The sequence below is a fragment of the Acrocarpospora sp. B8E8 genome (assembly GCF_039871605.1).
Taxonomy (GTDB): Bacteria; Actinomycetota; Actinomycetes; order Streptosporangiales; family Streptosporangiaceae; genus Acrocarpospora; species Acrocarpospora macrocephala.
In genome coordinates this window covers 164,870-188,876 of the sequence record NZ_JBDPLV010000007.1, presented here as the reverse complement: position 1 = coordinate 188,876, position 24,007 = coordinate 164,870, and the positions used below count along the sequence as shown (strand labels likewise).

At 67.3% G+C, this 24,007-nt stretch carries 23 protein-coding genes; 12 read left to right on the top strand and 11 right to left on the bottom strand.

Annotation, left to right across the window (positions count from 1 at the left end):
• Window positions 1–140: 140 nt before the first annotated feature.
• Window positions 141–434, bottom strand: a complete 294-nt coding sequence (locus ABGB08_RS09350) for a hypothetical protein (protein ID WP_347588422.1) — start codon at window positions 432–434, stop codon at window positions 141–143.
• 307 nt (window positions 435–741) lie between these two features.
• Here ABGB08_RS09350 and ABGB08_RS09345 point away from each other — a divergent pair, with 307 nt between their 5' ends.
• From ABGB08_RS09345 to ABGB08_RS09330, 4 genes are all read left to right on the top strand, one after another.
• Window positions 742–1,305 carry an HhH-GPD-type base excision DNA repair protein gene (locus tag ABGB08_RS09345; protein ID WP_155358415.1) on the top strand — a complete coding sequence of 188 codons (564 nt, stop codon included), beginning with the start codon at window positions 742–744 and terminating at the stop codon, window positions 1,303–1,305.
• Window positions 1,306–1,496: 191 nt separating this feature from the next.
• On the top strand, window positions 1,497–3,590 hold the full coding sequence (locus tag ABGB08_RS09340) for a SpoIIE family protein phosphatase (RefSeq protein WP_347588420.1): 2,094 nt from the start codon (window positions 1,497–1,499) through the stop codon (window positions 3,588–3,590).
• Between the two features lie 218 nt (window positions 3,591–3,808).
• On the top strand, window positions 3,809–5,494 hold the full coding sequence (locus tag ABGB08_RS09335) for an RNA polymerase sigma factor (protein ID WP_347588419.1): 1,686 nt from the start codon (window positions 3,809–3,811) through the stop codon (window positions 5,492–5,494).
• A gap of 198 nt (window positions 5,495–5,692) precedes the next feature.
• On the top strand, window positions 5,693–6,592 hold the full coding sequence (locus tag ABGB08_RS09330) for a hypothetical protein (protein ID WP_246268876.1): 900 nt from the start codon (window positions 5,693–5,695) through the stop codon (window positions 6,590–6,592).
• On the opposite strand, the gene ABGB08_RS09325 is transcribed toward ABGB08_RS09330, so the two are convergent.
• Window positions 6,582–7,331 carry a peroxide stress protein YaaA gene (locus ABGB08_RS09325; protein WP_347588418.1) on the bottom strand — a complete coding sequence of 250 codons (750 nt, stop codon included), beginning with the start codon at window positions 7,329–7,331 and terminating at the stop codon, window positions 6,582–6,584. The genes ABGB08_RS09330 and ABGB08_RS09325 overlap by 11 nt on opposite strands.
• A gap of 53 nt (window positions 7,332–7,384) precedes the next feature.
• On the opposite strand from ABGB08_RS09325, the gene ABGB08_RS09320 reads away from it, so the two are divergent.
• Window positions 7,385–8,107 carry a GNAT family N-acetyltransferase gene (locus ABGB08_RS09320; RefSeq protein ID WP_347588417.1) on the top strand — a complete coding sequence of 241 codons (723 nt, stop codon included), beginning with the start codon at window positions 7,385–7,387 and terminating at the stop codon, window positions 8,105–8,107.
• A gap of 54 nt (window positions 8,108–8,161) precedes the next feature.
• On the opposite strand, the gene ABGB08_RS09315 is transcribed toward ABGB08_RS09320, so the two are convergent.
• Complete coding sequence (locus ABGB08_RS09315; protein WP_155338533.1) at window positions 8,162–8,392, bottom strand: hypothetical protein; 231 nt, start codon at window positions 8,390–8,392, stop codon at window positions 8,162–8,164.
• A 250-nt stretch (window positions 8,393–8,642) separates the two neighbouring features.
• Between ABGB08_RS09315 and ABGB08_RS09310 the strand changes: the two genes are divergently transcribed.
• Entirely contained in the window at window positions 8,643–10,709 is a 2,067-nt protein-coding gene (locus ABGB08_RS09310; protein WP_174900249.1) for a DNA topoisomerase IV subunit B, read from the top strand.
• Window positions 10,710–10,810: 101 nt separating this feature from the next.
• Here ABGB08_RS09310 and ABGB08_RS09305 read toward each other — a convergent pair whose 3' ends face one another.
• Window positions 10,811–11,311: a carbonic anhydrase gene (locus ABGB08_RS09305; protein WP_347588416.1), complete on the bottom strand. Its 501-nt coding sequence runs from the start codon at window positions 11,309–11,311 to the stop codon at window positions 10,811–10,813.
• Window positions 11,312–11,481: 170 nt separating this feature from the next.
• Between ABGB08_RS09305 and ABGB08_RS09300 the strand changes: the two genes are divergently transcribed.
• The gene (locus tag ABGB08_RS09300; RefSeq protein ID WP_155358407.1) at window positions 11,482–11,727 is read left to right on the top strand and encodes a hypothetical protein; all 246 of its coding nucleotides are present in this window, start codon (window positions 11,482–11,484) and stop codon (window positions 11,725–11,727) included.
• Window positions 11,728–12,442: 715 nt separating this feature from the next.
• On the opposite strand, the gene ABGB08_RS09295 is transcribed toward ABGB08_RS09300, so the two are convergent.
• On the bottom strand, window positions 12,443–13,765 hold the full coding sequence (locus ABGB08_RS09295) for a helix-turn-helix transcriptional regulator (protein ID WP_347588413.1): 1,323 nt from the start codon (window positions 13,763–13,765) through the stop codon (window positions 12,443–12,445).
• A 357-nt stretch (window positions 13,766–14,122) separates the two neighbouring features.
• Here ABGB08_RS09295 and ABGB08_RS09290 point away from each other — a divergent pair, with 357 nt between their 5' ends.
• From ABGB08_RS09290 to ABGB08_RS09275, 4 genes are read left to right on the top strand one after another with little or no spacing between them, the layout of a single operon-like run.
• Window positions 14,123–14,437 carry a hypothetical protein gene (locus ABGB08_RS09290; protein ID WP_347588411.1) on the top strand — a complete coding sequence of 105 codons (315 nt, stop codon included), beginning with the start codon at window positions 14,123–14,125 and terminating at the stop codon, window positions 14,435–14,437.
• Between the two features lie 24 nt (window positions 14,438–14,461).
• Window positions 14,462–15,115: a GntR family transcriptional regulator gene (locus ABGB08_RS09285; RefSeq protein WP_347588409.1), complete on the top strand. Its 654-nt coding sequence runs from the start codon at window positions 14,462–14,464 to the stop codon at window positions 15,113–15,115.
• Window positions 15,112–15,246 (top strand): hypothetical protein, encoded by a 135-nt coding sequence (locus ABGB08_RS09280; protein ID WP_347588407.1) that lies wholly within the window; start codon window positions 15,112–15,114, stop codon window positions 15,244–15,246. The genes ABGB08_RS09285 and ABGB08_RS09280 overlap by 4 nt, the downstream gene beginning before the upstream one ends.
• A 40-nt stretch (window positions 15,247–15,286) precedes the next feature.
• A complete protein-coding gene (locus ABGB08_RS09275) occupies window positions 15,287–16,039 on the top strand; it encodes a nucleotidyltransferase domain-containing protein (RefSeq protein WP_347588405.1) in 753 nt (250 codons plus the stop codon).
• A 478-nt stretch (window positions 16,040–16,517) separates the two neighbouring features.
• On the opposite strand, the gene ABGB08_RS09270 is transcribed toward ABGB08_RS09275, so the two are convergent.
• Window positions 16,518–17,075 (bottom strand): thioredoxin family protein, encoded by a 558-nt coding sequence (locus ABGB08_RS09270; protein ID WP_347588403.1) that lies wholly within the window; start codon window positions 17,073–17,075, stop codon window positions 16,518–16,520.
• Window positions 17,076–17,215: 140 nt separating this feature from the next.
• Here ABGB08_RS09270 and ABGB08_RS09265 point away from each other — a divergent pair, with 140 nt between their 5' ends.
• Window positions 17,216–17,581, top strand: coding sequence for a VOC family protein (locus ABGB08_RS09265; protein WP_347588401.1), 366 nt, complete (start codon window positions 17,216–17,218; stop codon window positions 17,579–17,581).
• A gap of 282 nt (window positions 17,582–17,863) precedes the next feature.
• Here the strand turns inward: ABGB08_RS09265 and ABGB08_RS09260 are convergent, their stop codons facing one another.
• The 5 genes from ABGB08_RS09260 to ABGB08_RS09240 all read right to left on the bottom strand — a co-directional run bounded on the left by ABGB08_RS09260 (window position 17,864) and on the right by ABGB08_RS09240 (window position 23,999).
• Window positions 17,864–19,204, bottom strand: coding sequence for a M14 family zinc carboxypeptidase (locus ABGB08_RS09260; RefSeq protein WP_347588399.1), 1,341 nt, complete (start codon window positions 19,202–19,204; stop codon window positions 17,864–17,866).
• Window positions 19,205–19,316: 112 nt separating this feature from the next.
• Window positions 19,317–20,885 (bottom strand): citramalate synthase, encoded by a 1,569-nt coding sequence (gene cimA / locus ABGB08_RS09255; RefSeq protein ID WP_347588397.1) that lies wholly within the window; start codon window positions 20,883–20,885, stop codon window positions 19,317–19,319.
• A 30-nt stretch (window positions 20,886–20,915) separates the two neighbouring features.
• The gene (locus ABGB08_RS09250) at window positions 20,916–22,493 is read right to left on the bottom strand and encodes an MFS transporter (protein WP_347588395.1); all 1,578 of its coding nucleotides are present in this window, start codon (window positions 22,491–22,493) and stop codon (window positions 20,916–20,918) included.
• A 29-nt stretch (window positions 22,494–22,522) separates the two neighbouring features.
• On the bottom strand, window positions 22,523–23,722 hold the full coding sequence (locus ABGB08_RS09245; protein ID WP_347588393.1) for a cytochrome P450: 1,200 nt from the start codon (window positions 23,720–23,722) through the stop codon (window positions 22,523–22,525).
• 64 nt (window positions 23,723–23,786) lie between these two features.
• Window positions 23,787–23,999, bottom strand: coding sequence for an MbtH family protein (locus ABGB08_RS09240; protein ID WP_347588391.1), 213 nt, complete (start codon window positions 23,997–23,999; stop codon window positions 23,787–23,789).
• Window positions 24,000–24,007 lie beyond the last annotated feature (8 nt).

Sequence of the window (24,007 nt, the reverse complement as noted above, 5' to 3'; positions counted from 1 at the left end):
GGGGGCTCCTCGGTCCGCCCGTCGTTCCCCGCGTCACGACTGCCGTTCCAGTCGGCTCGCTCGTTCCGCTCACTCACGCCTCTACCTTCTCGCATTATGGCGCGAAACGGCATCCGGAACGCGGGCTGGTGACTACCCCGTTATCTGCTGCTCGGCGGGGCAGAGTTGATCATCGCGAGGAGGTGCTCGCGAGCGATCCGTTCGATAATAGCTGTTGTCACCTCAACTCCAAGGTGTTCCGCACAAGCCAGCACATCCGCGACACATCGCTCGACGGTCGGGCGGGGCACGGCAGTGAATTCGGCCGCGAGCACGGCGCTGACCGGCTGCGTCAGCCGCTGCTCCGACCTCCCCGAAACGCCGGAAATATCGGTTTTGCCGGGAATGTCGGGAATGCTGGGATTATTGGGACTGCGTGGGGCGAGAACCGGCATGGGTAGATGCACTCCTCGCTGGTTGGGGCTCTATGGCCGACAGGCGCTCGATTTCCGAAGATGTCCGAAATTTCGCACGGGGCACTGTCATCAACGAGAAACCCGTCCCGCAGCCAGCCGCAGGGCCGCGGCTGTCCAGATCGCAACTTTCTCATTGATATGGGGGGTCGTGCGTCTCTCATTCCATAACTTTCCGCGCTGGTGTCAAGCCTCATTGTGGTCTGGTTCTGACCGGATTAAGGGTGATCTTTCCCCACGATCGGCCGTCCTCGCTCCCCGGCGGCCCGTCGCGTGCGAAGCTGGACCCATGCGCATCCAGCTCGCCCAGCAGCCGGACGCCGACGCGCTGCTCGGTCGCAGCCCGCTGGCGTTGCTCCTCGGCATGCTGCTTGACCAGCAGATTCCGATGGAGTGGGCGTTCGCGGGGCCGTACACGATCGAGGCGCGGATGGGCCGCGATCTGGACGCGGCCGCGATCGCCTCCTACGAGCCGTCGGAGTTCGAGGCCCTGCTGGCCGCCAAGCCCGCGGTGCACCGTTATCCCCGCGCGATGGCCGGTCGCATCCAACTGCTGGCGGCCTATCTGGTCGAGCACTACGATGGCTCCGCCGACGGGATCTGGACCGATGTCGACGACGGCGCCGAGCTGTTGCGCCGCCTGCTGGCGCTGCCCGGGTTCGGTAAGCAGAAGGCACAGATCTTCCTGGCTTTACTGGGCAAGCAGCTCGGGGTCCGTCCCCGGGGCTGGCGCGAGGCGGCCGGGCCGTACGGTGAGGAGGGGGTGCACCGGTCGGTGGCCGACGTGGTCGACCCCGACAGCCTGGCGAAAGTGCGCGAGGCGAAGCAGGAAGCGAAGCGAGCTGCCAAGTAGTCGTGGGGTAAGCCGTCAGATCTTGCTGCGCGAGGTGGCGCTTTTTTGACAGGATGCGTTGACCGCATGCCGGGCGGGGCTTCCGTCCGCGCATGCCCATCGCCGATGATGTAGGGCAGACCTGCGCTACTCAACACAGTTATGGAGATGTGCCTCGTGGGAGACCCTGGCACGCGACGGAGGTGCCGACCATGAGCGCCGAAACCTCCGTGCCCCGTCCCCGGGAGTCGGGTTTGGACATCTCAGACTCTGGCCTCTTTCAAGGCCTTATGTCGGAGGCGCCGTTCGCCTTCGCGTTTTTCGACCCGTCTGGTCGGTTCGTCCGTGTCAACTCAACCTTTACCGAGCTGACCGGGCACCCTGTCGAGCGGCATATTGATCGTATTCCCGCTGATCTTCTGTCGGCGGATCTGGCCACGTTGATCGACTCCGCGCTGCGCAGGATCGCGGAGGAGGGGCTCCCGGTCACCGACCAGCGGCTCAGAACCCGCGCGGAGAACGGCGACACCCGGCACTGGACCGTCGCCTTCTTCCCCATGCGCGATGAGGAGGGCGCGCCGCTGGGCGCCGCCCTGTTCGGCGTGGACGTGACCGAGCGCCAGCTCACCGAGGAGGACCTGCGCCGCAGCGAGGAGCGCTACCGCTCCCTGGTGGAATCCCAGCAGCAGCTGGTCTGGATCACCTCGCCCAGCGGCGCCGTGATCGAGGACGCGCCGCAGTGGCGCGCCATCACCGGCCAGGGCCTGGAGGAATACCTCGCGCACGGCTGGCTGGACGCGGTCCATCCCGACGACCGCCCGGCCGCCGAGGAGGCCTGGCGGGAGGCGCTGCGCGGCCGGACCATGTTCGAGTGGAGCTACCGGGTCCGCACCCGGGCCAGCGGCTACCGGCACTTCGAGGTCAGGGCAGTCCCGATCATCCGGCACGGCCGGGTGGTGGAGTGGGTCGGCGCCAACTCCGACGTCACGCCGCAGCGCGAGGCCGAGGAGATGCGCGGCCGCCTCACCGACCAGCTCGGCGCCGCGGCGCTGCGCACCGCCCGCCTCCAGGGCGCCACGGCCATGCTGGCCGAGGCGCTGACCGTGGAGCAGGTCGTCCAGGTCATCATCGACGTGGGGCGTACGGCACTGGCCGCCGACCACTCTGCGGTGGCCCTGCTCGACCAGGAACGCGCCAGCCTGAAAGTGATCAACAGCGGCGGCATCCCGGACGTGCCGAGCGCGCCGGGCGAGGACATCCTGCTGTCCAGGTCCAGCGTGATGACCATGGCGGTGAACAGCCGCCGCCCGGTCTTCGCCGAGTCGCCGGACAGCCTGCGCACCCAGCTCACCGACGCCGGCGGCGAGGCGGCCCAGATCAACGGGTTCCTCTCGCACACCGAGGAGCGGGCCTGGGTGGGCCTGCCGCTGCTGGCCGCCGGGCGAGCCCTCGGCGCGCTGCGGTTCTCCTTCACCCGGCCGCAGAAGATCTCCCAGGAGGACGGCGTCTTCCTGGAGGCCCTGGCCGGGCAGTGCGCGCTCGCCGTGGAGCGGGCCACCCTGTTCGAGCGGGAGCACAAGACCGCCGAAACGCTCCAGCGCAGCCTGCTGCCGGACCGGCTGCCGGTGGTGCGCGGCCTGGTGCTGGCCCAGCGTTTCCGGTCGGGTTCCCGGCACGTGCAGGTCGGCGGCGACTGGTATGACGCGTTCGTCCTGCAGGACGGGCGGGTCGCGGCCGTGGTCGGCGACGTCATGGGCAAGGGCGTCAAGGCGGCGGCCGGGATGGGCCGGATCCGCAACGCCATGCGCGCCCTGGCGCTGACCAACCCGCCGCCCGCGGCGGTCCTCACCGGCCTGGACCGGGTGTTCGAGGCCACCGAGGAGGAAGAGCAGGTCACCACCCTGGCGTACATGGTGGTCGAGCCCGGCACCGGGGAGGGCACGCTGGCGCTGGCCGGTCACCCGCCGCCCCTGCTGGTCTCCCCGCAAGGTACGGCGATTCTTTACGAAACCGAGCCCGGCACGCCGCTGGGCTGGGCGACCAGCCGCAAGCAGTTCCGCTTCGCCGTGCCGCCCGGGCACACGGCGGTGCTCTACTCCGACGGTCTGGTGGAGAACCGCAAGCGCGGACTCGACGCCGGACTCAGGGAACTAACGGCCGTCGTGGCCGAAGCCCCCGAAGAAGTTGTGACAAGTCCGCATATGTTGCTGGATTTCCTGGTGGACAGGATGTTGTCCGGGTATGAGCAGGATGACGACGTGACGGTGCTCGCGGTCCACGTTCCCGCAGCCACGAAGAGTGACTGAATGAAACAGTCATAACGGTTGCTTTCGGGTATCGGTGACCGACTTCCGTACGCACTACTGTCTCGGTCGGCCTAGGGTGGAGAGCAACCGGCCGGAGGTGGCCGTACGGGCAGTCGTGGCGTGCCAGAATGGCATGTCGCGGTCCGCGCGGCCACGCCATCGGAAAAGAAGCAACCACCTGGGTCCATTCTCGCCATGCGTTCGTTCGAGAGGTGTTCGTGTCGCCTGCAAGTTCGACTCGCTCGAAGCCGTCGGAGCTGAACGAGCCAGTGATTCAGCAGCTCCTCGAGCGTGGGCGCTCGCAGGGTTTCCTCGAATCTGAGGATGTCCGCCGGGCCGTCGAGGAAGCGGATATCCCGCTGCCGCAAGTCGCCGGAATCCTGCGCAGCCTCAGCAAAGAGGGCATCATCGTGAGGCTCACGGCTGAGGACTCCGCAGCGCCCAAGAAGGCCAAGGGCCCGGCGAAGAGCCGCGCCAAGGCCGCGCCCGTCAAGAAGACCACCAAGGCCGCCGCCGCCAAGGAGTCGCACCCGGAGACCGTCACCGCTGTGGTGAACGATCCGGTGTCCGACGCTCCGCCGACGGCGAAGAAGCCGGTGGGCAAGAAGGCCGTCCCGGCCAAGAAGCCGGTTCCGGCCAAGCCGAAGGCCGAGACCGCCGCCGTGCCGAAGCCCGGCCCGCCGAAGCCCGGCCCGCCGAAGCCGACGGCGCCGGTGGCGCCCAAGGCGGCGGGGGCTGCCAAGGCCGAGCCCAAGCCCAAGTCGGCCGACCTGCCCGAGGACGAGGACGACATCGAGATCGAGGATGTCGAGATCGAGGACTTCGACATCGAGGATGTCGAGATCGAAGTCGAGGTAGAGGCGGAGGCCGACGCGGACGCGGAGGTCGAGGAGGAGCCCAAGCCGGAGGCCGTCGCCAAGGTCGAGGAAGAGGTGCTGATCCTCACCGACGACGATGACGACGCGCCCGTGGCCCAGGTGGCCGCGGCCGGCGCCACCGCCGACCCGGTCAAGGACTACCTCAAGCAGATCGGCAAGGTCCCGCTGCTCAACGCCGAGCAGGAGGTCGAGCTCGCCAAGCGCATCGAGGCCGGCCTGTTCGCCGAGGAGCAGCTCGGCACCGACGGCGAGCAGCTGCCGGTGGACGTCCGCGCCGAGCTGGAGTGGATCGCCGAGGACGGCCGCCGGGCCAAGAACCACCTGCTGGAGGCCAACCTCCGCCTGGTGGTCTCGCTGGCCAAGCGCTACACCGGGCGCGGCATGCTGTTCCTGGACCTGATCCAGGAGGGCAACCTCGGCCTGATCCGCGCCGTGGAGAAGTTCGACTACACCAAGGGCTACAAGTTCTCGACGTATGCCACCTGGTGGATCCGGCAGGCGATCACCCGGGCCATGGCCGACCAGGCGCGGACCATCCGCATCCCGGTCCACATGGTCGAAGTGATCAACAAGCTGGCCCGCGTCCAGCGGCAGATGCTGCAGGACCTGGGCCGCGAGCCCACGCCGGAGGAGCTGGCCCGCGAGCTGGACATGACCCCCGAGAAGGTCATCGAAGTCCAGAAGTACGGCCGCGAGCCGATCTCCCTGCACACCCCCCTCGGCGAGGAGGGCGACAGCGAGTTCGGCGACCTGATCGAGGACTCCGAGGCCATCGTCCCGGCCGACGCCGTCAGCTTCACGCTGCTCCAGGAGCAGCTGCACAGCGTTCTGGACACCTTGTCCGAGCGCGAGGCCGGCGTCGTGTCCATGCGGTTCGGCCTCACCGACGGCCAGCCGAAGACGCTGGACGAGATCGGCAAGGTCTACGGCGTGACCCGGGAGCGGATCCGCCAGATCGAGTCCAAGACCATGTCGAAGCTCCGCCACCCGTCGCGTTCCCAGGTCCTCCGGGATTACCTGGACTAACAGGAATTACCTGGGCAAAGCGTTTTACGGCCTCACTTTTCGATTTGGCGAAAGTGGGGCCGTTAACGTGTGCGTAACGTGGTTTTAGCGCCAGAAGCACGGGGAGGGCCTAGGCTCCGCCCCGTGGGAGTTATCGAAGTGGATCGGGCACGTGCTCGGGGGCCACGAGTGATCCCGGACCGCCCTTGGGCGGACATCATGCTGGATGAGACGGTAACCGCCGTCCATCGTCGAAATCTCGAAGCGGGCTTGCCCGCGCTGGCGGCCACCCGGGGTGATCCCGAAGTCCGGGCGCTCCGGGTGGAGGCGCTCGCCCGCGCGGCCGTGGGGATGAGCAAGGGCATCGAGAGCCTGATCGTCAGAGACCAGACCAACGCCGACCTGTGGCTGTGGCTGGGCCGCACCAGGATAGAGGAAGCCTGGGAGATAAAACCGGAGGTGAAGGCGAGGGCGGTGCAGGCGCACCGGCTGGAGGCCTATCACGCGGCGATGGAGCAGGCCAGGCAGCCGCTGCTGACGGCGGCGGGGCTCGCGCCGAACGATCCGGTGCCCTGGGAGTCGATGTTGTGGCTGGCGCTGGGGCTTGAGCGGCCCAGGGCCGACAAGGATTCGGTGTGGTTCGAGTGCGCGCGGCGGTGGCCGACGCTGTATTCGGCGAATGTGGCGAGGCTTGTCACGCTTTCCCCGGGCTGGGGCGGCACCGCGCAGGAGATGTTTGAATTCGCCAGGACCACCGCGTCCCGAGCGCCGGAGGGGAGCCCGCTGCCGGCGCTGCTGCCGCTGGCGCATTTCGAGAATGTCGCCGCGGAACGCACGCCGATGTCCAGGGGCGGCTGGTTTTCCTTTGATGTGCAGCGGGAGATCGTGTCGGCGGCCGGTCAGTGGTCGGAACGCCGGATCGGGCCCCCGCACCCGCGTTCGATCGAGGCGCACAACGCCTTCGGCGCGGCCTTCTACGTCGCCGATCTCCGGCGGCCCGCGCGCGGTCACCTGGTCAGGACCAGCGGGCGTTACAGCCGGGTGCCCTGGGCCCATCTCGGGGATCCGGAGAGCCAGTTCCAGCGGGCCTGCGGCAAGCTGAACGTGATCACGAACTGATGATGATGTCGAGGCGTCCAGGCGCGAGTTCGGCGCGGTAGCCGAGTCCGGTCAGCACCTGGGCGAGTTGCTCCGGCGTGGCCGGAGCTTTGGTGTTCTCGACCAGCGAGCGCGCGACCGCGCCGCGCGTCGCCTTCGCCATGTGGCTGACCACCGTGCGTTTCCCGTCCGCCTCCTGGAGCACCCGGACCGCGATCACGCGCTGCCTGGCGTCGCGCCGGGGTTTCCACGCCGCGCCGTACGTCGCCGAGCGCAGGTCCACGATCAAGCCGGGCTCCGCGTCCAGGACGGGGCTGAGAGCCGGTCGCCAGTACGCGGCGAGCCCGCCCATCGGCGGCAGCCGGACCCCCATCGAGAGCCGGTACGGCGGAACGCGGTCGGTCAGCCGGAGCGCCCCCCACAGACCTGACATGATCACGATGCGCTGCGTGGCCCTGCGCCGGGCACCGGCGGGCAGGCTCGCCAGTCCCAGATGGTCGTAGAGCACCCCCGAGTACAGCTTTCCCGCCGCCAGCGTGGGCGCCGTCCGCAGGCCGCGGTTCCTGGTGATCTCTCCGGCCAGCCCGTCGGTCAGGTCGAGGACCTGCTGGGCCGCCGGGGTGTGGCAGAGCTGCACGAGCGCGTCGAGCACTTTCTCGCGGTGGCAGGTCAGCTCGGGGAAGCTGAGGCCCGCCAGGTCCAGCGCGGGCCCGCGCTTGGCGGCGGACTTGCCCTCGGAGGGCGGCAGCAGGATCAGCACGCGCTCACCCTATCGCCAGGGAACCCGCAGGCCGGAGGGGTTAAAGTCCCGGAATGGGTACCTTCAGCGGGGAAGACCAGATATTCGATCGGCTGGTCCATGAGGCTTGGCCCGCGCCAGAGCAGGTGTCCGCCGGCTCCTGGATCTATCGCTACGCGGCCGGGGTGACGAAGCGCGCCAATTCCGTCCTCCCGCTCGGCGGGACGGGCTCCTGGAGCCGCGTGGACGACGCTGAGCGCTTCTACCGCGGCCTCGGGCGGCCCAGCGTGTTTGCGATCGGTCCCGGGGCGGAGAAGGGCCTGGACGCCGAACTGGAGGCGCGTGGCTACCAGGTGGTCGATCCGACGCTGATCATGACGGCGGAGATCTCGCCGGCGGCGGGAGCGCAGATCGCGGACGCTCCGTCAGAGGAGTGGCTGAGCACCTGGTGGGACGTGGACGGCGGCCGCCATCCGGATATTCCCGACGCCCGGGAATGGGGCCGGCGCATCCTGACCGGGGTTCCGGCCGGGTACGCCTCCGCCGGGCCTGACGCCGTGGGAAGAGGCGTGCTCCAGGGGGACTGGCTGGGGATCTACTGCATGGCAGTACGGCCGTCCGCGCGCCGCAAGGGCAACGGGACGGCCGTACTCCATGGATTGCTCGGATGGGGACACGAGAACGGTGCCCGGCGCGCCTATCTGGTCGTCACCATGGCCAACACCGCGGCGCGGACCATGTATGAACAAGCCGGATTCGTCGTCTCAGGCCGGTACCACTATCGCGTGGCCTCATAAAGATATGGACAACGGCGCGATCGGGTGTGAACCCGGTCGCGCCGTTGCGTATGATCAACGTTCGTCGGCCATCGCCGTCGCAGGGGTTTCAGAGAGTCGTGCTGACTCGTCCTGGATCTCGGCACCTTTGTCGCGCAGGACGGCCACGTGCTGACGCCCATGGTGGGCGCAGAACAGAAGTTCCGCACCAACCTGCAGCGTCGCGCGAATGTAGGCCTGAGCGCCACACCGGTCACACCGGTCCAGAGCGGTCAGCGGCTTAGCGGGGGCGAGAGCTCCAGTCACGTATCGCCTTTCGGGTCACCCCGTCTGAGCGGGGATGTTGGCGTCACAGTCACTTGGGACAACATCTAACCCGATGAGGGCGTTCCCAATCACCCCCTGGCTACGCCGAGAGCGGAATGTTCCGAAAAGTGATGGGGATCACACGCGAGGTAACGTGCATGCCGGGATCCCTGGCAAGCTATGTAGTCGGGAAATCGTGACGCACGCTAAGCTGCGTACGCGTGTTCGACTCGTGAGCGTGGGAGCTGGTGTGACGGTAGCGGAGACGGGTTACACAGCTCGTCACCTGTCGGTGCTGGAGGGGCTTGAGGCCGTCCGCAAGCGTCCGGGTATGTACATCGGGTCCACGGACAGCCGGGGGCTCATGCACTGCCTCTGGGAGATCGTGGACAACGGGGTGGACGAGGCGCTGGCCGGGTTCTGCTCCCGCATCGAGGTCGAGCTGTATGCGGACGGCTCCATCGAGGTCCGCGACAACGGTCGCGGCATTCCGGTGGACGTGGAGCCCAAGAGCGGTCTGGCCGGGGTCGAACTCGTCTATACGAAGCTGCACGCCGGTGGGAAGTTCGGCGGCGGGTCTTACGGCGCTTCCGGCGGTCTGCACGGGGTTGGCGCTTCCGTGGTGAACGCGCTGTCCTCGCGGCTGGACGTCGAGGTCGACCGGGACGGGCGGGTGCACGAGATCAGCTTCCGCCGCGGCGTGCCCGGGGTGTTCGAGGGCGACGGGCCGACTGCGAAATTTCGGAAGAAGTCAGGCCTGCGGGATGGCGGGCGCCTGACCAAGAAGATCACCGGGACCCGGGTGCGCTGGTGGGTGGACCACCAGATCTTCCTGCCCGAGGCCGAGGTGTCGCTGGACGAGATCCACGTGCGGCTGCGGCAGACCGCCTTCCTGGTGCCCGGTCTTACGCTGATGGTGCGCGACAGCCGTACCGAGGAGGTGACCGAGGAGACCTTCCACTTCGACGGCGGGATCTCCGAGTTCACCGAGTTCCTGGCCAGGGACGAGGCGTTGTGCGAGGTGTTACGCCTGCAGGGGGTCGGGCACTTCCGGGAGACCGTGCCGGTGCTCGACGAGCAGGGGCACATGACGCCCACCGACGTCGAGCGCGAGCTGACCGTGGACGTGGCGGTGCGCTGGGGCAAGGGCTATGACACGACCGTGCGGTCGTTCGTGAACGTGATCGCCACCCCCAAGGGCGGCACCCATGTGGCCGGGTTCGACCGGGCCCTGGTGCGTACGGTGAATGAGCAGTTGCGGGAGACGCGGCTGCTCAAGAACGGGGATGATCCGGTCACCAAGGAGGACATCCTCGAAGGTCTGACGGCCGTGGTGACCGTGCGGGTGCCGGAGCCGCAGTTCGAGGGGCAGACCAAGGAGGTGCTCGGCACCTCGGCGGCGACCAGGATCGTCTCGCACGTGGTCTCGCGCGAGCTGAAGGAGCTGTTCGCCACTCCGAAGCGGGCGCAGAAGCAGGCCATGCGGTCGGTGCTGGAGAAGGTCGTCGCGGCGGCCAAGGCGCGGATCGCGGCCCGGGAGCACCGGGACAACCAGCGGCGCAAGAGCGTGCTGGAGAACTCCGCGCTGCCGGCCAAGCTGGTCGACTGCCGCAGCGACGACGTGGACCGCAGCGAGCTGTTCATCGTCGAGGGAGACTCGGCGCTCGGGACGGCCAAGCTGGCCCGGGATTCAGAGTTCCAGGCGCTGCTGCCGATCCGGGGGAAGATCCTCAACGTGCAGAAGGCGTCGGTGAGCGACATGCTCAAGAACGCCGAATGCGCCGCGATCATCCAGGTGGTCGGCGCGGGCTCCGGCCGGTCCTTCGATCTGGACGCGGCCCGGTATGGCAAGGTCATCCTGATGGCCGACGCCGACGTGGACGGCGCGCACATCCGGTGCCTGTTGCTGACCCTGTTCCATCGGTATATGCGGCCGATGGTGGAGGCCGGGCGGGTGTTCGCGGCCGTGCCGCCGCTGCATCGGGTCGAGCTGACCAATCCTGGGCGGGGGCAGGAGAAGTACGTCTACTGCTACTCCGACGCGGAGCTGCACAAGGTGCTCGAAGGGCTGCGGAAGAAGGGCAAGCGCTGGAAGGAGCCGCCGCAGCGCTACAAGGGCCTGGGCGAGATGGACGCCGACCAGCTGGCCGAGACGACCATGGATCCGCGCCACCGGGTGCTGCGGCGGGTCAGGATCGAGGACGTCGAGGCTGGGGAGCGTATTTTCGACCTGCTGATGGGCAGTGACGTGGCGCCCCGCCGCGAGTTCATCGTGAGCAGCGCGGCCGAGGTCGACCGCGACCACATCGACGCCTGACCGACGCCTTCGGCCTGCTGATGGGCAGTGGTGTGGTGTCCTGCGGCGGGTTCATGTGAGCAGCGCTGCTCGGCGGCTCCTAATCGGTGGCTTGGTCGACCCTAGGGGAGTTCGACCGGCTGCAGCTTGCCGGTGTGCACGTCGTAGATCGCGCCGCCGATGGCGAGTTCCTCAATAAGGAACGGGCTGGCCTTGATTCGCGTCAGGTCGTGGCGTAGCGCCGCGTCCTGATCCGGTACGGTGCGGAACTCCAGGCTGCGGGTGTCGATGTCGTGCGCCCGGGCCAGCGCGTGCACGTCCTCGTCGGTGACCTTCGCCATCCCGCAGTCGGTGTGCGGCATCACCAGCACCCGGGTGACGCCGAGCAGGAATACGGCCAGCACGAGCGTGCGCAGGACGTCGTCGGTGACCCGGGCGCCCGCGTTCCGCAGGATCTTGGCGTCGCCGGGTTGGAGGCCGAGGAGCCCGAGCGGGTCGATTCTGGAGTCCATGCAGGTCACGACCGCCAGGCCACGGGCGGCCCGGCCGGTCAGCTGGGAGCCGGTGAAGGTGCTCGCGAACGTGGTGTTGGCGGCTAGCAGGTCATCGAACGCACCAGTCATGACCCCAATGTTCCCTTACGGCGATTTCATTGGCCTTTCTGGGGGCTACCAATACGCCGAAGATCGCACGATCACTGGTTACCTTGGGTGATGATGTCGTGACCCAAAGTGCAAGATCGGTGACTGTACGCCACGACGGTGGTGTTTTACCGAGTCCCAAGGAGAAAATCATGACCACCACCGAGACGCTGGCCGACCACCTCCGCACCCAGGCCCGCCGCCGCCTCGACCGCGTCGACCCCCGCGACGAGGGCCACAACGCCCGCCTGGCCCTCGCCCTCCTCGACGCCGCCTGCTACGTGGAATCCCTCCCCACGGACGACCCCCTCCCTGACTTGCCCGAAATCGAGGAGGTTCTCCGCCACTGGCCTTGGGGGGAGCCATCCAACCTCCTCCAGCTTCTCACCGAGGCGTGATCCGGTGGGTGGCGTGGCTCTCCCACCCACCCTGCCCGTTGTTTTCCCTCGGGCTCCGCCCGACCCCGTCAGGGCCGTGGTTGCGCAGACGAACGACAGCCACGGCACGGTGGTTCTCCCACCCATGGAGACAAGCCATCGGGGGATGGCTGGGCAGTTCCAGGTCAGAGCTTATGTCTAGGCTCTGACCTGGGGATATGCGGAGTAGATGGGGTGAAGGGTGTCTCACTAGTACCCGTTGGTAGCCGCTGTGGCTCACTATTCGCGGGCCATACACGAGCCAGATCGGGCGGGCATATTGCCTGTTCACGCGCCGATCTCGAAAGGGAGTCGTTCACGAGAGGCTCATCGCGGGCCGGTCCGCTCATTGTCTGCGCTCTTGGCTCGGATCCTCGGATACCGCGTGTGTGGTGGCTTGCGCCACACTGCTGCCTGCTCCCGCTAGCTGCCTGGGTCCGGGGCCTTTCGGGCGGGTTCCGTCAAGCGCGGCTTCGCGTGTCACTTCGCCGGTGACCTTCCACCGTTAACGGTTGTCCTACCGGCACAGCCGCGCTTGATGGGTTCCGCCTGACCCCGGATAATCGGGCGGCGGGTGCAGGGGTTACGGCGAGAACCCCGCTGCCCTTGAGATCAGCTGAGATCAGCAACATGTGGCTGTCTTCCGGTCCTAGACACTGGTGGTGGTCCGCATAAGGGGCTCTGCCCCCTCCTTGGGTTACTTTGCGCCCAGGCGCACCGTGGTGTACTCGGTAAAGTCTCGGCTGGTCGCCGAGGGTCCGCGCGCGGCCAATTCCGAGCGGAACGTCCGCAGCAGATGCTTCGCGCGTTCGGTGTCCACGTGATCCGCGAGCAGGTCCACCACATGCCGGGCGGTCGCGCAGCCCTCGTCCAGTCGGCCGCACCGGAGCTGTGCGGTGGCCACGCGCCCCAGCCAGGTCGCCCGGTCGCGGGGGTATCGTTCCCCGCAGGCGGTGGTCGCGGCCGTAAGCTCTCGCTCGGCGCCTTCGTAATCGCCCATGTCGTAGAGCGCGCGGCCCAACTGTGCGGCAATCCTGGGCTCGTCTACCCAGTACGCCCAGGGTGGCGCGTCACCGGTCACTGCTCGGTTGAGCAGTCCGGTCGCGCGATCTAGCGCTGCCCGTGCGGTGTCCTGGTTGCCTACCTTGGCGTAAGCCCTGCCCACCCGGGCCCACGCCATCGCCTGTACGGCCTGCGGCGTCCGGGCTGACTCTGTGGCTGCTAGATCCATGAGCCGGGTGGCGTCGTCCAGGCGGCCGGTCGCGTATGCCTGCGTGCCCATGAAGCCCACGATGTTCACGCCAATGGCCCGATCGCCGGTAGCGGCCGTGGCCCGGAGCGCGGCCAGGTAGTACTTCTGACCGGCGGCGTGTCGCCCGCTGTCCGCGGCGGCCCATCCGGCGAGGCGGGCTATCTCGGCGGCGGCACCGTACAATCCACGCCCGACGTCCTTGCTGTAGCTGCCGTTCTTGATCAAGTCGGCCACGTATCGGAAGTCGGCGTGCAACGCATCCAGGAGCATGGCACCGCCGCGCTCATCGTCCATACGGCGACGAGCGGCGATCAGGTTGTCCAACTCGTCGAGCAGCGCGTGACCAACGTGACGCCCGCCCTGCTGGGCGGCAATCCAAGGCTCGGGGTTGGAACGCCATTCGTATGCCGGGAGCAGGAGTTCCGCGCCGGCGAGGATGAGGAATTCTCGGCGATCCATGGCGGCCCTCTCTGCGACGGTATCGAGTGCTCTGACTGTGCCGTCGCGGTCCCACCTCTCCGTGACCCACGAGTCTGTCCCTGTGGGGAGCCAGTTCGGCCAGGTGGTCCGTACATCGTGGGGAATCTCGAACAGGGCGCGTAGTACCTGTTGAGCGGCGGCATCTGGGGTGGTGCCACGCTCCCAGCGCGTCACCGTTTTGCGGGTGGTGCCAAGTCCCCTGCCGCGCATGAGCATGGCCAGGGCTTCCTGTGACCATCCTCGCTGTTGCCGAGCGGCGACGAGCGGGTGCCGTGCGGGTTCGGTCATGGATGACCCCTCCTGACCCCTTACCTGACCCTGCTGTCCCTCGTGGTGACCCCCCGCTGACCTCTGGCGTCACATGGTCGTTCTGCCTGTCACTAGTGGTGTGACGGTCCTGAGCGGCACGCAGCGTGTGTACACAACACGACGCATTGTATTCGACCAGAGCAAAGGGCCCATGCCGGAAAGGAGGGTCCGCGTGACGCGGCAAACGATTGGCTGTTCACCTGGGAGGGCGGCTCGGTGTGGGCCGCTCACGGCGCGGCGGAGGCAGTCATGGGGGGCGGGCGTGGTCGCGGTGAATGCGGTGATGCTTGCCGATGCCTCGGTGGGGAACGGGGGCCGATGATGGAGCCTACCGCGATGCCCCGGCGAACCCGGGCGGGCTCGGCCGTGCCGGAGGATGGCGCGAGGTTGGAGGGGGGACGGCAGCAGTACCTGCATCTGGTGCGGCTGGCCTGGGATCTACGCGCTCTGGGGGTGAGCACGGTTGTGGAGGTCGGCCCTGGGCGGGTGCCTGCGGTGCGGATCGCCCGGGCTCGTGGTCCGGTGCGGGTGATGGCCTGGGCCATCGATGGAGCGATGTGGGTTTTCACTTGGGGCCACAGCCGGGACAAGCGTGTCGGGGTGTTTGATGCGAGCGCGGCGGCGCGGATCGCGAGGCTGGCCGATGACTGAGCTGTTTCCCGAACCTGCGGTCAGGTGGGGCGTGAACGACGGACAGGATGGGCCGGGCTGGCCGGGCTGGGGGGCACGCCGGAGGTGAACCGGGACGGCCCGGATCCGCTATACATGCAGATCGCCGATGTCGTGGCGGGCCTGATCAGCGGCGGAAGCCTGGGGTCGGGGGAGGCGGTTCCCTCCGAGGCCGAGTTGCGGCGCAGGTATCGGATCGCGGCGGTGACCGCGCGGCGGGTGCATCGGGAGTTGCGGGAACGCGGCCTGGTGTTCACGGTGGCGGGGGAGGGAACCTTCGTCGGAAGGCAGGACGACACGCTCCCCGCCTCCCATCTGACACCGAGGTATCAGGTGATCGCCCAGGACCTGGCCGCGCGGATTCGGGCGGGTGAGATCGCGCCCGGCCGCAGGATCTCCAGTCAGGTCGCGCTCCGCAAGCGGTACGGGGTCGGTTTGGGCACGGTCCGGCACGCGATGAGCATGCTGCGGGAAGCGGGCTGGGTGTCTGCCCGTGGGGCGAAGGGAACCTTTGCCGCGGCCACTGATCAGTGGCCTGATCCCGAGGTGTGGCACAAGATGATCGCGGTCACCTTCGGTGCGGGCGTGGTGGAGGACGCTCCCGGGGATGGGCCGCCGGATGTGCGGGCGGGGATGACCCAGCGGGCGGTGCCGCGGTGAGCGGCTTGGGGGTGCTGGGGGTCGTTGAGCTGCCCGGTGAGGCCGCGTCGGTGGTGCGAGCGCGGGTCTTCGTCCGGGGGCTGCTGGAGCGGGCGGGCGTCGGTGAGGCGTCGGATGGTCCTCCAGCCTGACGCTCTCGCCTTCTGCATTCGTGTGACACAGACTGGCCGTATGACTGACGAAGCCACAGGTCATCTCCTCGGCCGCTTTGTCCAGGCGGTGCAGTCGGTTGTGCCTGTCGTCGCCGTGTGGGCGCATGGATCACTCGCGGGCGGGGACTATCGGCCGGGCCGCAGCGATCTCGATCTCATCGCGATTCTCGGACGAGCATGCTCCTCCGAGGATGAGCAACGGTTAGAGGGGATGCACCGGCAGTTGAGCGAGTCGACCACCCTTGCATCTGAACTGCACTGCTCCTATCTCGTCCTGGCTGAAGTCGCTGACCTTGCGGGTGTACATCTCCGCTGGGCGCATGAGGAGCTGATGCGCAAGCCCGTCACGCCGGTGACGAGGCGTGAGCTTTATGAGTTCGGCTTGATTCTCTACGGCGAAGGACCGCGAGCGATCCTGCCGCCGGTGACCGACGAGCAACTCTTGGACTTTGTGGTCGAAGATCTTGAGACCTTCTGGCGTCCGTCGCTCGACCATCCGGAGTGGTGGCTCCGCGATATATGGGTTGACCTGGGCCTTCTAACGCTTGCCAGGGCAACAGTGACGTTGTGCACGGGCAAGTTGATCACCAAGGGAGAAGCCTTGGATGTTCTCGATCAATTGGGGGCACCGTCAGAGGTCGTGGAGGACATCAGGCGACGCCGGTATCGGGACGCACTTCCAGCCTCGGACCAATGGCTAGCCCGCAGAGCGGAACTGGTCCTCGCTTTTCTCGGGCCCGCGATCGAAGAGACGATAAAGAGACGGTTCTGAGGTGGTACCGATTACCGCTAGATGTGCGGGAAACGTGCGACTCGACCTGAAAGGAAATCATGCCGTGTGGTTGTAGAAGGGCAATCATCCATCGCTAGGTTTCGCCCACCAGGCGGAAGATAGTCGCTGAGCAGACCCATGTTCTCCGGAGTGTGGGTGGCTGCTCAACCGTCACTCTGGCGACCCAATCAGCCGTATCAGCATGGAACGCTGCCTCTCCCGGGTGGAACGTCCGCGGCGCCGTGGTTCTCCCACCCCTTTTCGTTCTGCCGAGGGTCCGTCCTCGCGTGGCCGTGGTGTAGGAGGCCGAGCGTGAGCGTCCCAAGAGGTGGGTGGGCGGGAGAACCCACGATGCCGTGGCTGTTTGTACGTCCGGGCAGCCACGGCGCTGGCGGGGGCGGGCGGAGCCCGCGGGAAACAAAGGGAGGGTGGGTGGGGGAACCCCCGGTTCGGGTTCATCCGCGAGCACGCCTGACTGTTACTCGGGCTCGTTGCCGGGCTTCCATTTGATGCCGCAGCCGAGGCTGGGGTTCTGGTTGGGGATGGTTTGGCCGGAGAGCATGGCGTCGGTGGCGGTGCGGAGGGAGGCGCCGGTGACGGGTTCGTCGTTGCGGGGGCGGGCGCTGTCGAATTCGCCTCGGTAGGCCAGGCGGTGGTCGGCGTCGTACAGGAAGAAGTCGGGGGTGCAGGCCGCTCGGTAGGCGCGGGCCACGTCCTGGGTTTCGTCGATCAGGTACGGGAAGCCGAAGCCGGCCCGCTTGGCCTGCTCGATCAGGTGTTCCGTGTCGTCGTCGGGGTAGTTGACGACGTCGTTGCTGGAGATCGCCACGGTGGTCACGCGGCCGAGGTAGTCGGTGGCGTACGGGCCGAGGCCGCTCTCGATGCGGCGGACGTAGGGGCAGTGGTTGGACAGGAACACCACCAGGACGGGGGAGCCCTTCAGGCTGCTGAGGGCGAGGCGGCCGCCGCTGATCGTGGGGAGGTCGAAATCGGGTGCGGCGGATCCGAGCGGAACCATGAACGAGTTGACGGCCACGTTTTCCCTATCTGTTTTAACGGGATCTGGGTCAGGAAAGAGTGCTTCCCGCTTCCGTCTAATTCAATACCGATGAGCACTGGCGGGCGTCAACGACACCGGTATACGCTCTTCGATGGTTACACACTGAGGAGGGAATCATGGCCATCGGAACACTCAGCGAGGTCGTGCTCGACTGTCCGGACCCGGTCGCGCTGGGCGACTTCTACGCCCAGATCCTGGGTTGGAAGGTCGTGCACGAGGCTGACGACTGGGTGGCGATCAACGGCGACGACGGAGAGATCAAGCTGGCCTTCCAGCTCGCCCCCGACTACAAGCCCCCGGTCTGGCCGGACGCCGAGCACCCGCAGCAGTTTCATCTCGACATCCGGGTCCCCGACCTGGCTAAGGGCACGGCCGACGTGCTCGCCCTGGGCGCGGTCAAGCACCACCACCAGCCAGGCCAGGAAGATGGTTTCATCGTCTTCCTCGACCCGGTCGGCCACCCGTTCTGCCTCGTCGACTAAAGAGCGACTGGAATTGCCGAGTTGCTCGCCGTTGTCCGGCGCCGTTTACGGCCCGTGTGGTTCTCGCCGCACCGGCGCCAAGGATCGGGGGGACCGGCTTGCCGACGGCGGAGACCGCGCGGGCGGGGTAGACGAAGCCGAACCAGATCACGCGGGCTCCGGTTCCGGCCTGGAGCCCGCCATTCCTCCACGGTGGGAAAATGGCCGCGAGTGCCGCGATCAAGCAGGTCCTTGGTCGCGGTCCCGTTCAGGCCGTACCGGCCGAGGCTCACGATTGTGAGGCTATGTGCCGCGAGCGGCGGTGAGTATGGCGCCGAGCTGGGCGCCGACCAATCGCGGGAGGGGGACCGGCGTGCCCTTCGCGTCGGCCTCGGCTTCGTCGGCCCAAGAATCGAACACGTCGTTGAGCGCCCGACAGGCCGTTCGGATGGCGGGGGAGTGGTTGCCGACGGCGAGTTCTCCTTCGACAAGCCGCAAGGCGGTGCCGCAGGTGCGCAGGCGCAATGTGTGGGCGGTCTGGCAGGCCGCGAATCGCTCAGCGACGGTTGCCCCTACCTCGCCAGCCCGTTCCGCCTGATTCCGGTAGGCGGCGCTCAACCCAGCCGTAGTCCGCCGAAGGTCGTTCAGGGAGCGGACGAATGGCGAATCGGGCACATAGAGCGTGTCCAGGGCCGGGTCGATGAATGCGCCGACGCGCGGGGAGATGTCGCCAAGCATCGTCGCCGTGTCGCGGAGCAGTTCGGCCTTGCGCTGACCGCAGTCGGTGTCCTCCCCGCTGCGGGGGTCGGACCACATCGGGACCTCGATGATGAGGGAATAGGTGCCATGGCGGCCGGCGTAGTGCACGCTTGACGCGCCGATCACGGCACCTTCTTCGCCTTCCTCGGCCACGGCCTGGGCGATGACGTCCGCCGGCGGCACAACGAACACTCCTGGCCCGCTCCGCCTCGCACCGGGGATGTCCGGATCACCGGTGTGCACAGGGATCCCGGTATGGTGGGACAGGTCAGCGAGCGCCTCCGCCATGCCGGCCCGTTCCTCGCTGACGTAGTAGTAAACGCCGCCGAACTCGGCGTTGTGCAGTGAGCACATCAGGGCTGGACGCACCGTGTCGATCACGTCCGCGAGAGCCCTCGTCTCGGGCATGCTCGGGTGAGACTCCCGCCAGTCGCCGTGGCGTGGAAAGGTCCACTCCACCTGCTCGCCGAACGGTGGCCGGTAGTGCCAGCGCGTGTAGTTCCGCCGCGTCAGCGGACCTGAGAACCAGCTTTCGTTGAGGCGCGCACCGTCCGGATCCACGCATCCGATGAAATGCCAGGTGTAGCCGAGTCGGTCGCGCAACTCGTCATCGTTGCTGAGCAATTCGGCCAAGTAGGACACCGTGAGGAAGCCAACGGGCTCATTGGGGTGCGGCCCAGCGAACACGAGCGCGTCCCTGTGACCGGAGCCGATGCTGACCAGGTGAATGGGCTCGCCCAGCCGGGAGGACCCGACGCGTTGGCGGCGCGCCAGACCTGGATTGCGGGCAACGAGCGCGGCCAGGCGTTTCTCCACCTCGTCGGGTCCTGGGAAGTAGTCCTCGCTCGGAATTCTGCGCAGTATCGTGGCGATCTCCGGCACCATGGACACGACCCTATTCGAGGAGTTCACCAGCTACTGCGCAATACCCTCCTTTTCCTGGAGTCACCATTGCCGCCCGGAAATGTAAGGCGGAATTGAGCTGGCCGATCAAAGGTTACTGATATTCGTAACACCCGCGTACAAGAGCATAGGAAACTGCCTGTTCCAGTGCATACCATGAGGCCTCAATAATGTTCTCGGCCACGCCGACCGTAGCCCATTCACCGGAATCGTCCCTGGACGTGATCAGGACCCGGGTGATCGCGTCCGTGCCGTGCTCACCTTCCAGAATGCGGACTCTGTAATCCATCAACTCCAGCTTCGCAAGCTCCGGGTAGAGCTTCTCCAGGCCGAGCCGTACCGCCTTGTCCAGGGCGTTGACCGGGCCGTTGCCTTCTCCGGTGGCGACGATGCGCTCGCCCTTGGCCTCCAGCTTGACGGTGGCCTCGCTGACCACCTCGCCGTAACGCGTTCGCTCGACGGTCACCCGCCAGGACTCGACGTCGAAGTGGCGGCGCTCACCGTGGATCGTGTCGCGCAGCAGCAGCTCGAAGGAGGCGTCGGCCGCCTCGAAGGTGAAGCCCTTGGCCTCCAGGTCCTTGACGCGGTCAACGAGCGTCCTGGCGTGCTCGGGGCCGAGGTCATAGCCCAGCTCGCGGCCCTTCAGTTCGACCGAGGCGCGGCCGGCCATGTCGGAGACCAGCATCCGCATGCCGTTGCCGACCTGGGCCGGGTCGATGTGCTGGTACAGGTTGGGATCCACCTTGATGGCCGAGGCGTGCAGGCCGGCCTTGTGCGCGAAGGCCGACATGCCGACGTACGGCGCGTGGGAGTCCGGGGTGACGCTGGTGACCTCGGTGATCGCGTGCGCGATCCGGGTCAGCTCCGCCAGCGACGGCACCAGGTCGAAGCCCCGCTTGAGCTGCAGGTTGGCCACCACGGTGAACAGGTTGGCGTTGCCGGACCGCTCGCCGTACCCATTGGCGCAGCCCTGCACGTGGGTGCTGCCGGCGCGGACGGCGGCGAGGGTGTTGGCGACGGCGCAGCCGGTGTCGTCGTGGCAGTGGATGCCGATCCGCGCGCCCAGCGACACCGCGTGGTGCACCACGTCGGCGAGTTCGTCGGGGAGCATGCCCCCGTTGGTGTCGCACAACGCGATCACCGAGGCGCCCGCCTCGGCGGCCACCCGGATGACCTCCAGCGCGTACGCCGGGTTGGATTTGTAGCCGTCGAAGAAGTGCTCGGCGTCCAGGAAGACGCGCTGGCCCTCCGCGCGCAGGTGCGAGACCGTGTCGCGGATCATCGCGAGGTTCTCCGCCAGGGTCGTGCGGAGGGCCAGTTCCACATGCCGGTCGTGACTCTTGGCGACCAGGGTCACGACGGGCGCCCCGGATTCGCGCAGCGCGGCCACCAACGGGTCGTCGGCCGCCTGCACACCCGCCCGGCGGGTCGCGCCGAACGCTGCGAGCTGCGCATGCTTCAGGTCGAGCTCTGTTCGAGCCCTTCTGAAGAATTCGGTGTCCTTGGGGATGGCTCCCGGCCAGCCGCCCTCGATGAAGCCGACGCCCAGTCCGTCCAGGTGCCGCGCGATGGCCAGCTTGTCGGCCACCGTCAGGTTGAGGCCCTCCTGCTGGGCTCCGTCGCGGAGCGTCGTGTCGTACACATGGAACCGGTCGCTGGCCATGCAAACTCCTCACCGTGTGTCCGGCACGTCCTAGACGAGTTCTTCGCCACGGGCGAGATTGCCTTTGGGGAGCGAGGTGAACACCACCGCCGCGCTCAGTACGGCCAGCACGCCACCGACGAGCATGGAGGTGTGCATCCCGTTCACGAACGCGTCACGGCCGATCTCCAGGAACCTGTCGGCCTGATCTCGATCCAGCAGCGCGGCGGCTTCGGTCAGTGAGTTCACCGATTCCGATGCCTTGTCGACCACGTCGGCGGGGAAGGCGGACAGCAGGGTGCCGGTCAGGTTGCCGGCATATACGGAGGCCAGCACGCTGCCCAGGACGGCCACGCCCAGCGCGCCGCCGATCTGCCTGGCCGAGTTGCCGACGGCGCTACCGACGCCGGCCAGGGCCGGGGGGACCTGGCTGAGGCTGGTGGCGATCGCCTGGCCCACGGTGAGCCCCGCCCCGAGCCCCGTGAAGCCCAGGCTCACGCCGACGAGCGAGTAGGTGGTGTCCGTGCCGGCGGCGACCAGGATGAACATGCCCACGCCGATCAGCAGCAGCCCGGTCGCGATGACGCCCCGGCTGCCGATCTTGGCCGCCATCGGCCCGGCGATGATGCTGGCCAGGGTGAAGAGCAGCGCGAGCGGCACCAGGCCGAGGCCCGCGTTGAGGGGTTCGTACCGCAGCACGCCCTGCAGGTACTGGGTGAGCACGAACATGATGCCGGTGAAGACGAAGAAGCTGAGCGACGCCGCCATGGATCCCACCACGAAGGTGCGCACGCGCAGGAGCCCGAGGTCCAGGACGGGCGCGGACGCCCTGCGCTGCCAGGCCAGGAACACGGTCAGGAGGATGACGCCGGCCAGCGCGGAGCCGATGGTGCCCGGCGTGGCCCAGCCCAGGCGGGGCCCTTCGATGATGGCGAAGAGCAAGGTTCCGGTGCCGAGCGCGGACAGCAGCACGCCCGGCACGTCCAGCCCCCGCCCGCCGGCGCCCGCAGGCGGCTTGATCAGTAGCTGCGCGCTGACCATCGTCACCAGGACCAGCGGAATGTTGATCAGGAAGACCGACCCCCACCAGAAGTGGTTGAGCAGCCAGCCGCCCAGCACCGGGCCGAGGGGGAGGCCCAGCACGGTCATGGCGCTCCAGATGCCGAACGCCTTGGGCCGCTCCTCCTTGGGAAAGCTGATCGTGACCAGGGCCAGCGAGGCCGGGAGGATCCCGGCCCCGCCCACGCCGAGGAGCGCTCGCCAGGCGAGCAGCTGCCCCGTCGAGGTGGCCAGCACACACAGGAGCGACGCGACCCCGAAGATCATCAAGCTGGCTTGGAGGAGCCGCTTGTGCCCGTACTGGTCACCGAGGCGGCCGCCGATGAGCATGAAGGCCGCGAAGGTGAGGATGTACGCGTCGCTGATCCAGGCGAGGTCGCTGCTGGAAGCCGAGAGGTCTGCCGCCATCGACGGCAGGGCGACATTGACGACGGTGGCGTCGACCTCCACCACGGTGACCACCAGGCACAGGACGGCCAGCACCCACCACCGTTGCGGATTCGGCGGTTCGGACGTTACCCGCTCGTCCGTGCCCAACTGCGTCGTCTCCTCGGACTTCTTTTCGGACACCGATTACTCCTGTTTTCTCGGGTGGAATCTCACCAGGTGACGGGCAGGTCCCAGACCCCGTAGAGACCGGCATCGTGTTTGAACGCGATCTCGTCGAAAGGTACGGCGGGCCGCAGGCTGGGCAGCCGATCGATCAGCGTCCCGAAAGCGACTTCGAGCTCAATCGTGACGAGGTGCTGCCCCAGGCACTGATGAATGCCATGGCCGAAGGTGAGATGGTTGCGGGGATTTCTTGTGACGTCGAACTTCGTGGCTTCGGGATAGGCGGAATCATCGTGGTTGGCCGCCGCGATGAGGGTCATCACGCCCTCTCCCGCCTTGATGAGCGCACCACCCAGCTCGACATCCTCGTCGGCCACTCTGGCGACGCCGATATCGGAAATGGACAGGTAGCGCAGCATCTCGGCGACCGCGCTGGGCACGAGCTTCGGGTTGGCCTGCAGTTCCGCCATCTGGTCGGGGTATTGGAACAACATGAGCACGCCGAGCGTGATCATGTTCGAGGTGGTCTCGTAGCCGTCCACGAGCAACACGACGACCGTGGCGACCAGCTCGTCGTGGGTCAGCGCCTGCGTTTCCGCGTTGTTGGCGACGAGCTTGCCCAGCAGGCCGTCGCCAGGGCTGCGCTCCTCCTCGAGCAGGCGCCTGTCGACGTAGTCGAACAACGCGTCAAGCGCGCCCTTCACCTCGTCGACCTGGGTGGTGCGGTTGGTGAGCACCTGGCTGAACTTCTGCAGGAAACCCTGGTCGTCGTACGGCACGCCCAGCATGTCGCAGATGACCCGCGCGGGCACCGGGAGCGAGAAATTCGTGACCAGGTCCAACGGCGGAGCCTGCTTCACCAAGTCGTCAAGAAGCGCGTCGACATGCCGCTGGATGGCGGGCCGCATGTTCTCGATCGACCGCGAGGTGAACGGCTTGACGAACAGCCGCCGGTAGGCGGTGTGCTCTGGCAGGTCGAGCCGGTTCATCATGCGCACCTTCTGCATCAGGTGCCGGTGCGGCATGAGAATGGGGAATCCGGGCTTCCTGCTGTCCGCGCTGAAACGCTTGTCGGTCAGTACGGTACGGGCGTCGTCGAAGCGGGTGACGATCCAGCAGGTGCTCCCGTCGGGCAGGCGTACCTTGGAGACCGGTTCGTTTTCGCGGAGCCGCGCATACTCGCTGGGGGGATCCAGCGGGTTCTCGCGCCGCAGCGGGAAATTCATTAAGGTCTGCTCAATCGACATGATTTGTCCTCTCCAGGGTTCTCTTGGTATTGACCGATAGCCCGTTCGAAGCTGATCCCGGCCATTAGTTCTGGCCCATTCGCCCGACCAGGGTTCGTGGCCTCAGGTCGGTCCAGTGCTCATTGATGTAGTCGACGCAGGCGGCGCGGCTGGCTCTTTCTTTGACTACCTCCCAGCCGTTCGGCACGTCCACGAAGATCGGCCACAGTGAGTGTTGCCCCTCGTTGTTGCGAAGAACCAAGAATTCAGCGGTCTCGTCGTCAAACGGATTCGCCATGGAAAGCC

Bases quoted from the DNA above. Each gene is read 5' to 3' on its own strand.
- ABGB08_RS09260 (WP_347588399.1), bottom strand. From the start codon at position 19,204: ATGGTGCCGGAGATCGCCACGATACTGCGCAGAATTCCGAGCGAGGAC.
- ABGB08_RS09290 (WP_347588411.1), top strand. From the start codon at position 14,123: ATGCCCCGGCGAACCCGGGCGGGCTCGGCCGTGCCGGAGGATGGCGCG.
- ABGB08_RS09275 (WP_347588405.1), top strand. From the start codon at position 15,287: ATGACTGACGAAGCCACAGGTCATCTCCTCGGCCGCTTTGTCCAGGCG.
- ABGB08_RS09345 (WP_155358415.1), top strand. From the start codon at position 742: ATGCGCATCCAGCTCGCCCAGCAGCCGGACGCCGACGCGCTGCTCGGT.
- ABGB08_RS09295 (WP_347588413.1), bottom strand. From the start codon at position 13,765: ATGACCGAACCCGCACGGCACCCGCTCGTCGCCGCTCGGCAACAGCGA.
- ABGB08_RS09350 (WP_347588422.1), bottom strand. From the start codon at position 434: ATGCCGGTTCTCGCCCCACGCAGTCCCAATAATCCCAGCATTCCCGAC.
- ABGB08_RS09305 (WP_347588416.1), bottom strand. From the start codon at position 11,311: ATGACTGGTGCGTTCGATGACCTGCTAGCCGCCAACACCACGTTCGCG.
- ABGB08_RS09245 (WP_347588393.1), bottom strand. From the start codon at position 23,722: ATGTCGATTGAGCAGACCTTAATGAATTTCCCGCTGCGGCGCGAGAAC.
- ABGB08_RS09300 (WP_155358407.1), top strand. From the start codon at position 11,482: ATGACCACCACCGAGACGCTGGCCGACCACCTCCGCACCCAGGCCCGC.
- ABGB08_RS09340 (WP_347588420.1), top strand. From the start codon at position 1,497: ATGAGCGCCGAAACCTCCGTGCCCCGTCCCCGGGAGTCGGGTTTGGAC.
- ABGB08_RS09320 (WP_347588417.1), top strand. From the start codon at position 7,385: ATGGGTACCTTCAGCGGGGAAGACCAGATATTCGATCGGCTGGTCCAT.
- ABGB08_RS09265 (WP_347588401.1), top strand. From the start codon at position 17,216: ATGGCCATCGGAACACTCAGCGAGGTCGTGCTCGACTGTCCGGACCCG.
- ABGB08_RS09330 (WP_246268876.1), top strand. From the start codon at position 5,693: ATGCTGGATGAGACGGTAACCGCCGTCCATCGTCGAAATCTCGAAGCG.
- cimA (WP_347588397.1), bottom strand. From the start codon at position 20,885: ATGGCCAGCGACCGGTTCCATGTGTACGACACGACGCTCCGCGACGGA.
- ABGB08_RS09240 (WP_347588391.1), bottom strand. From the start codon at position 23,999: ATGGCGAATCCGTTTGACGACGAGACCGCTGAATTCTTGGTTCTTCGC.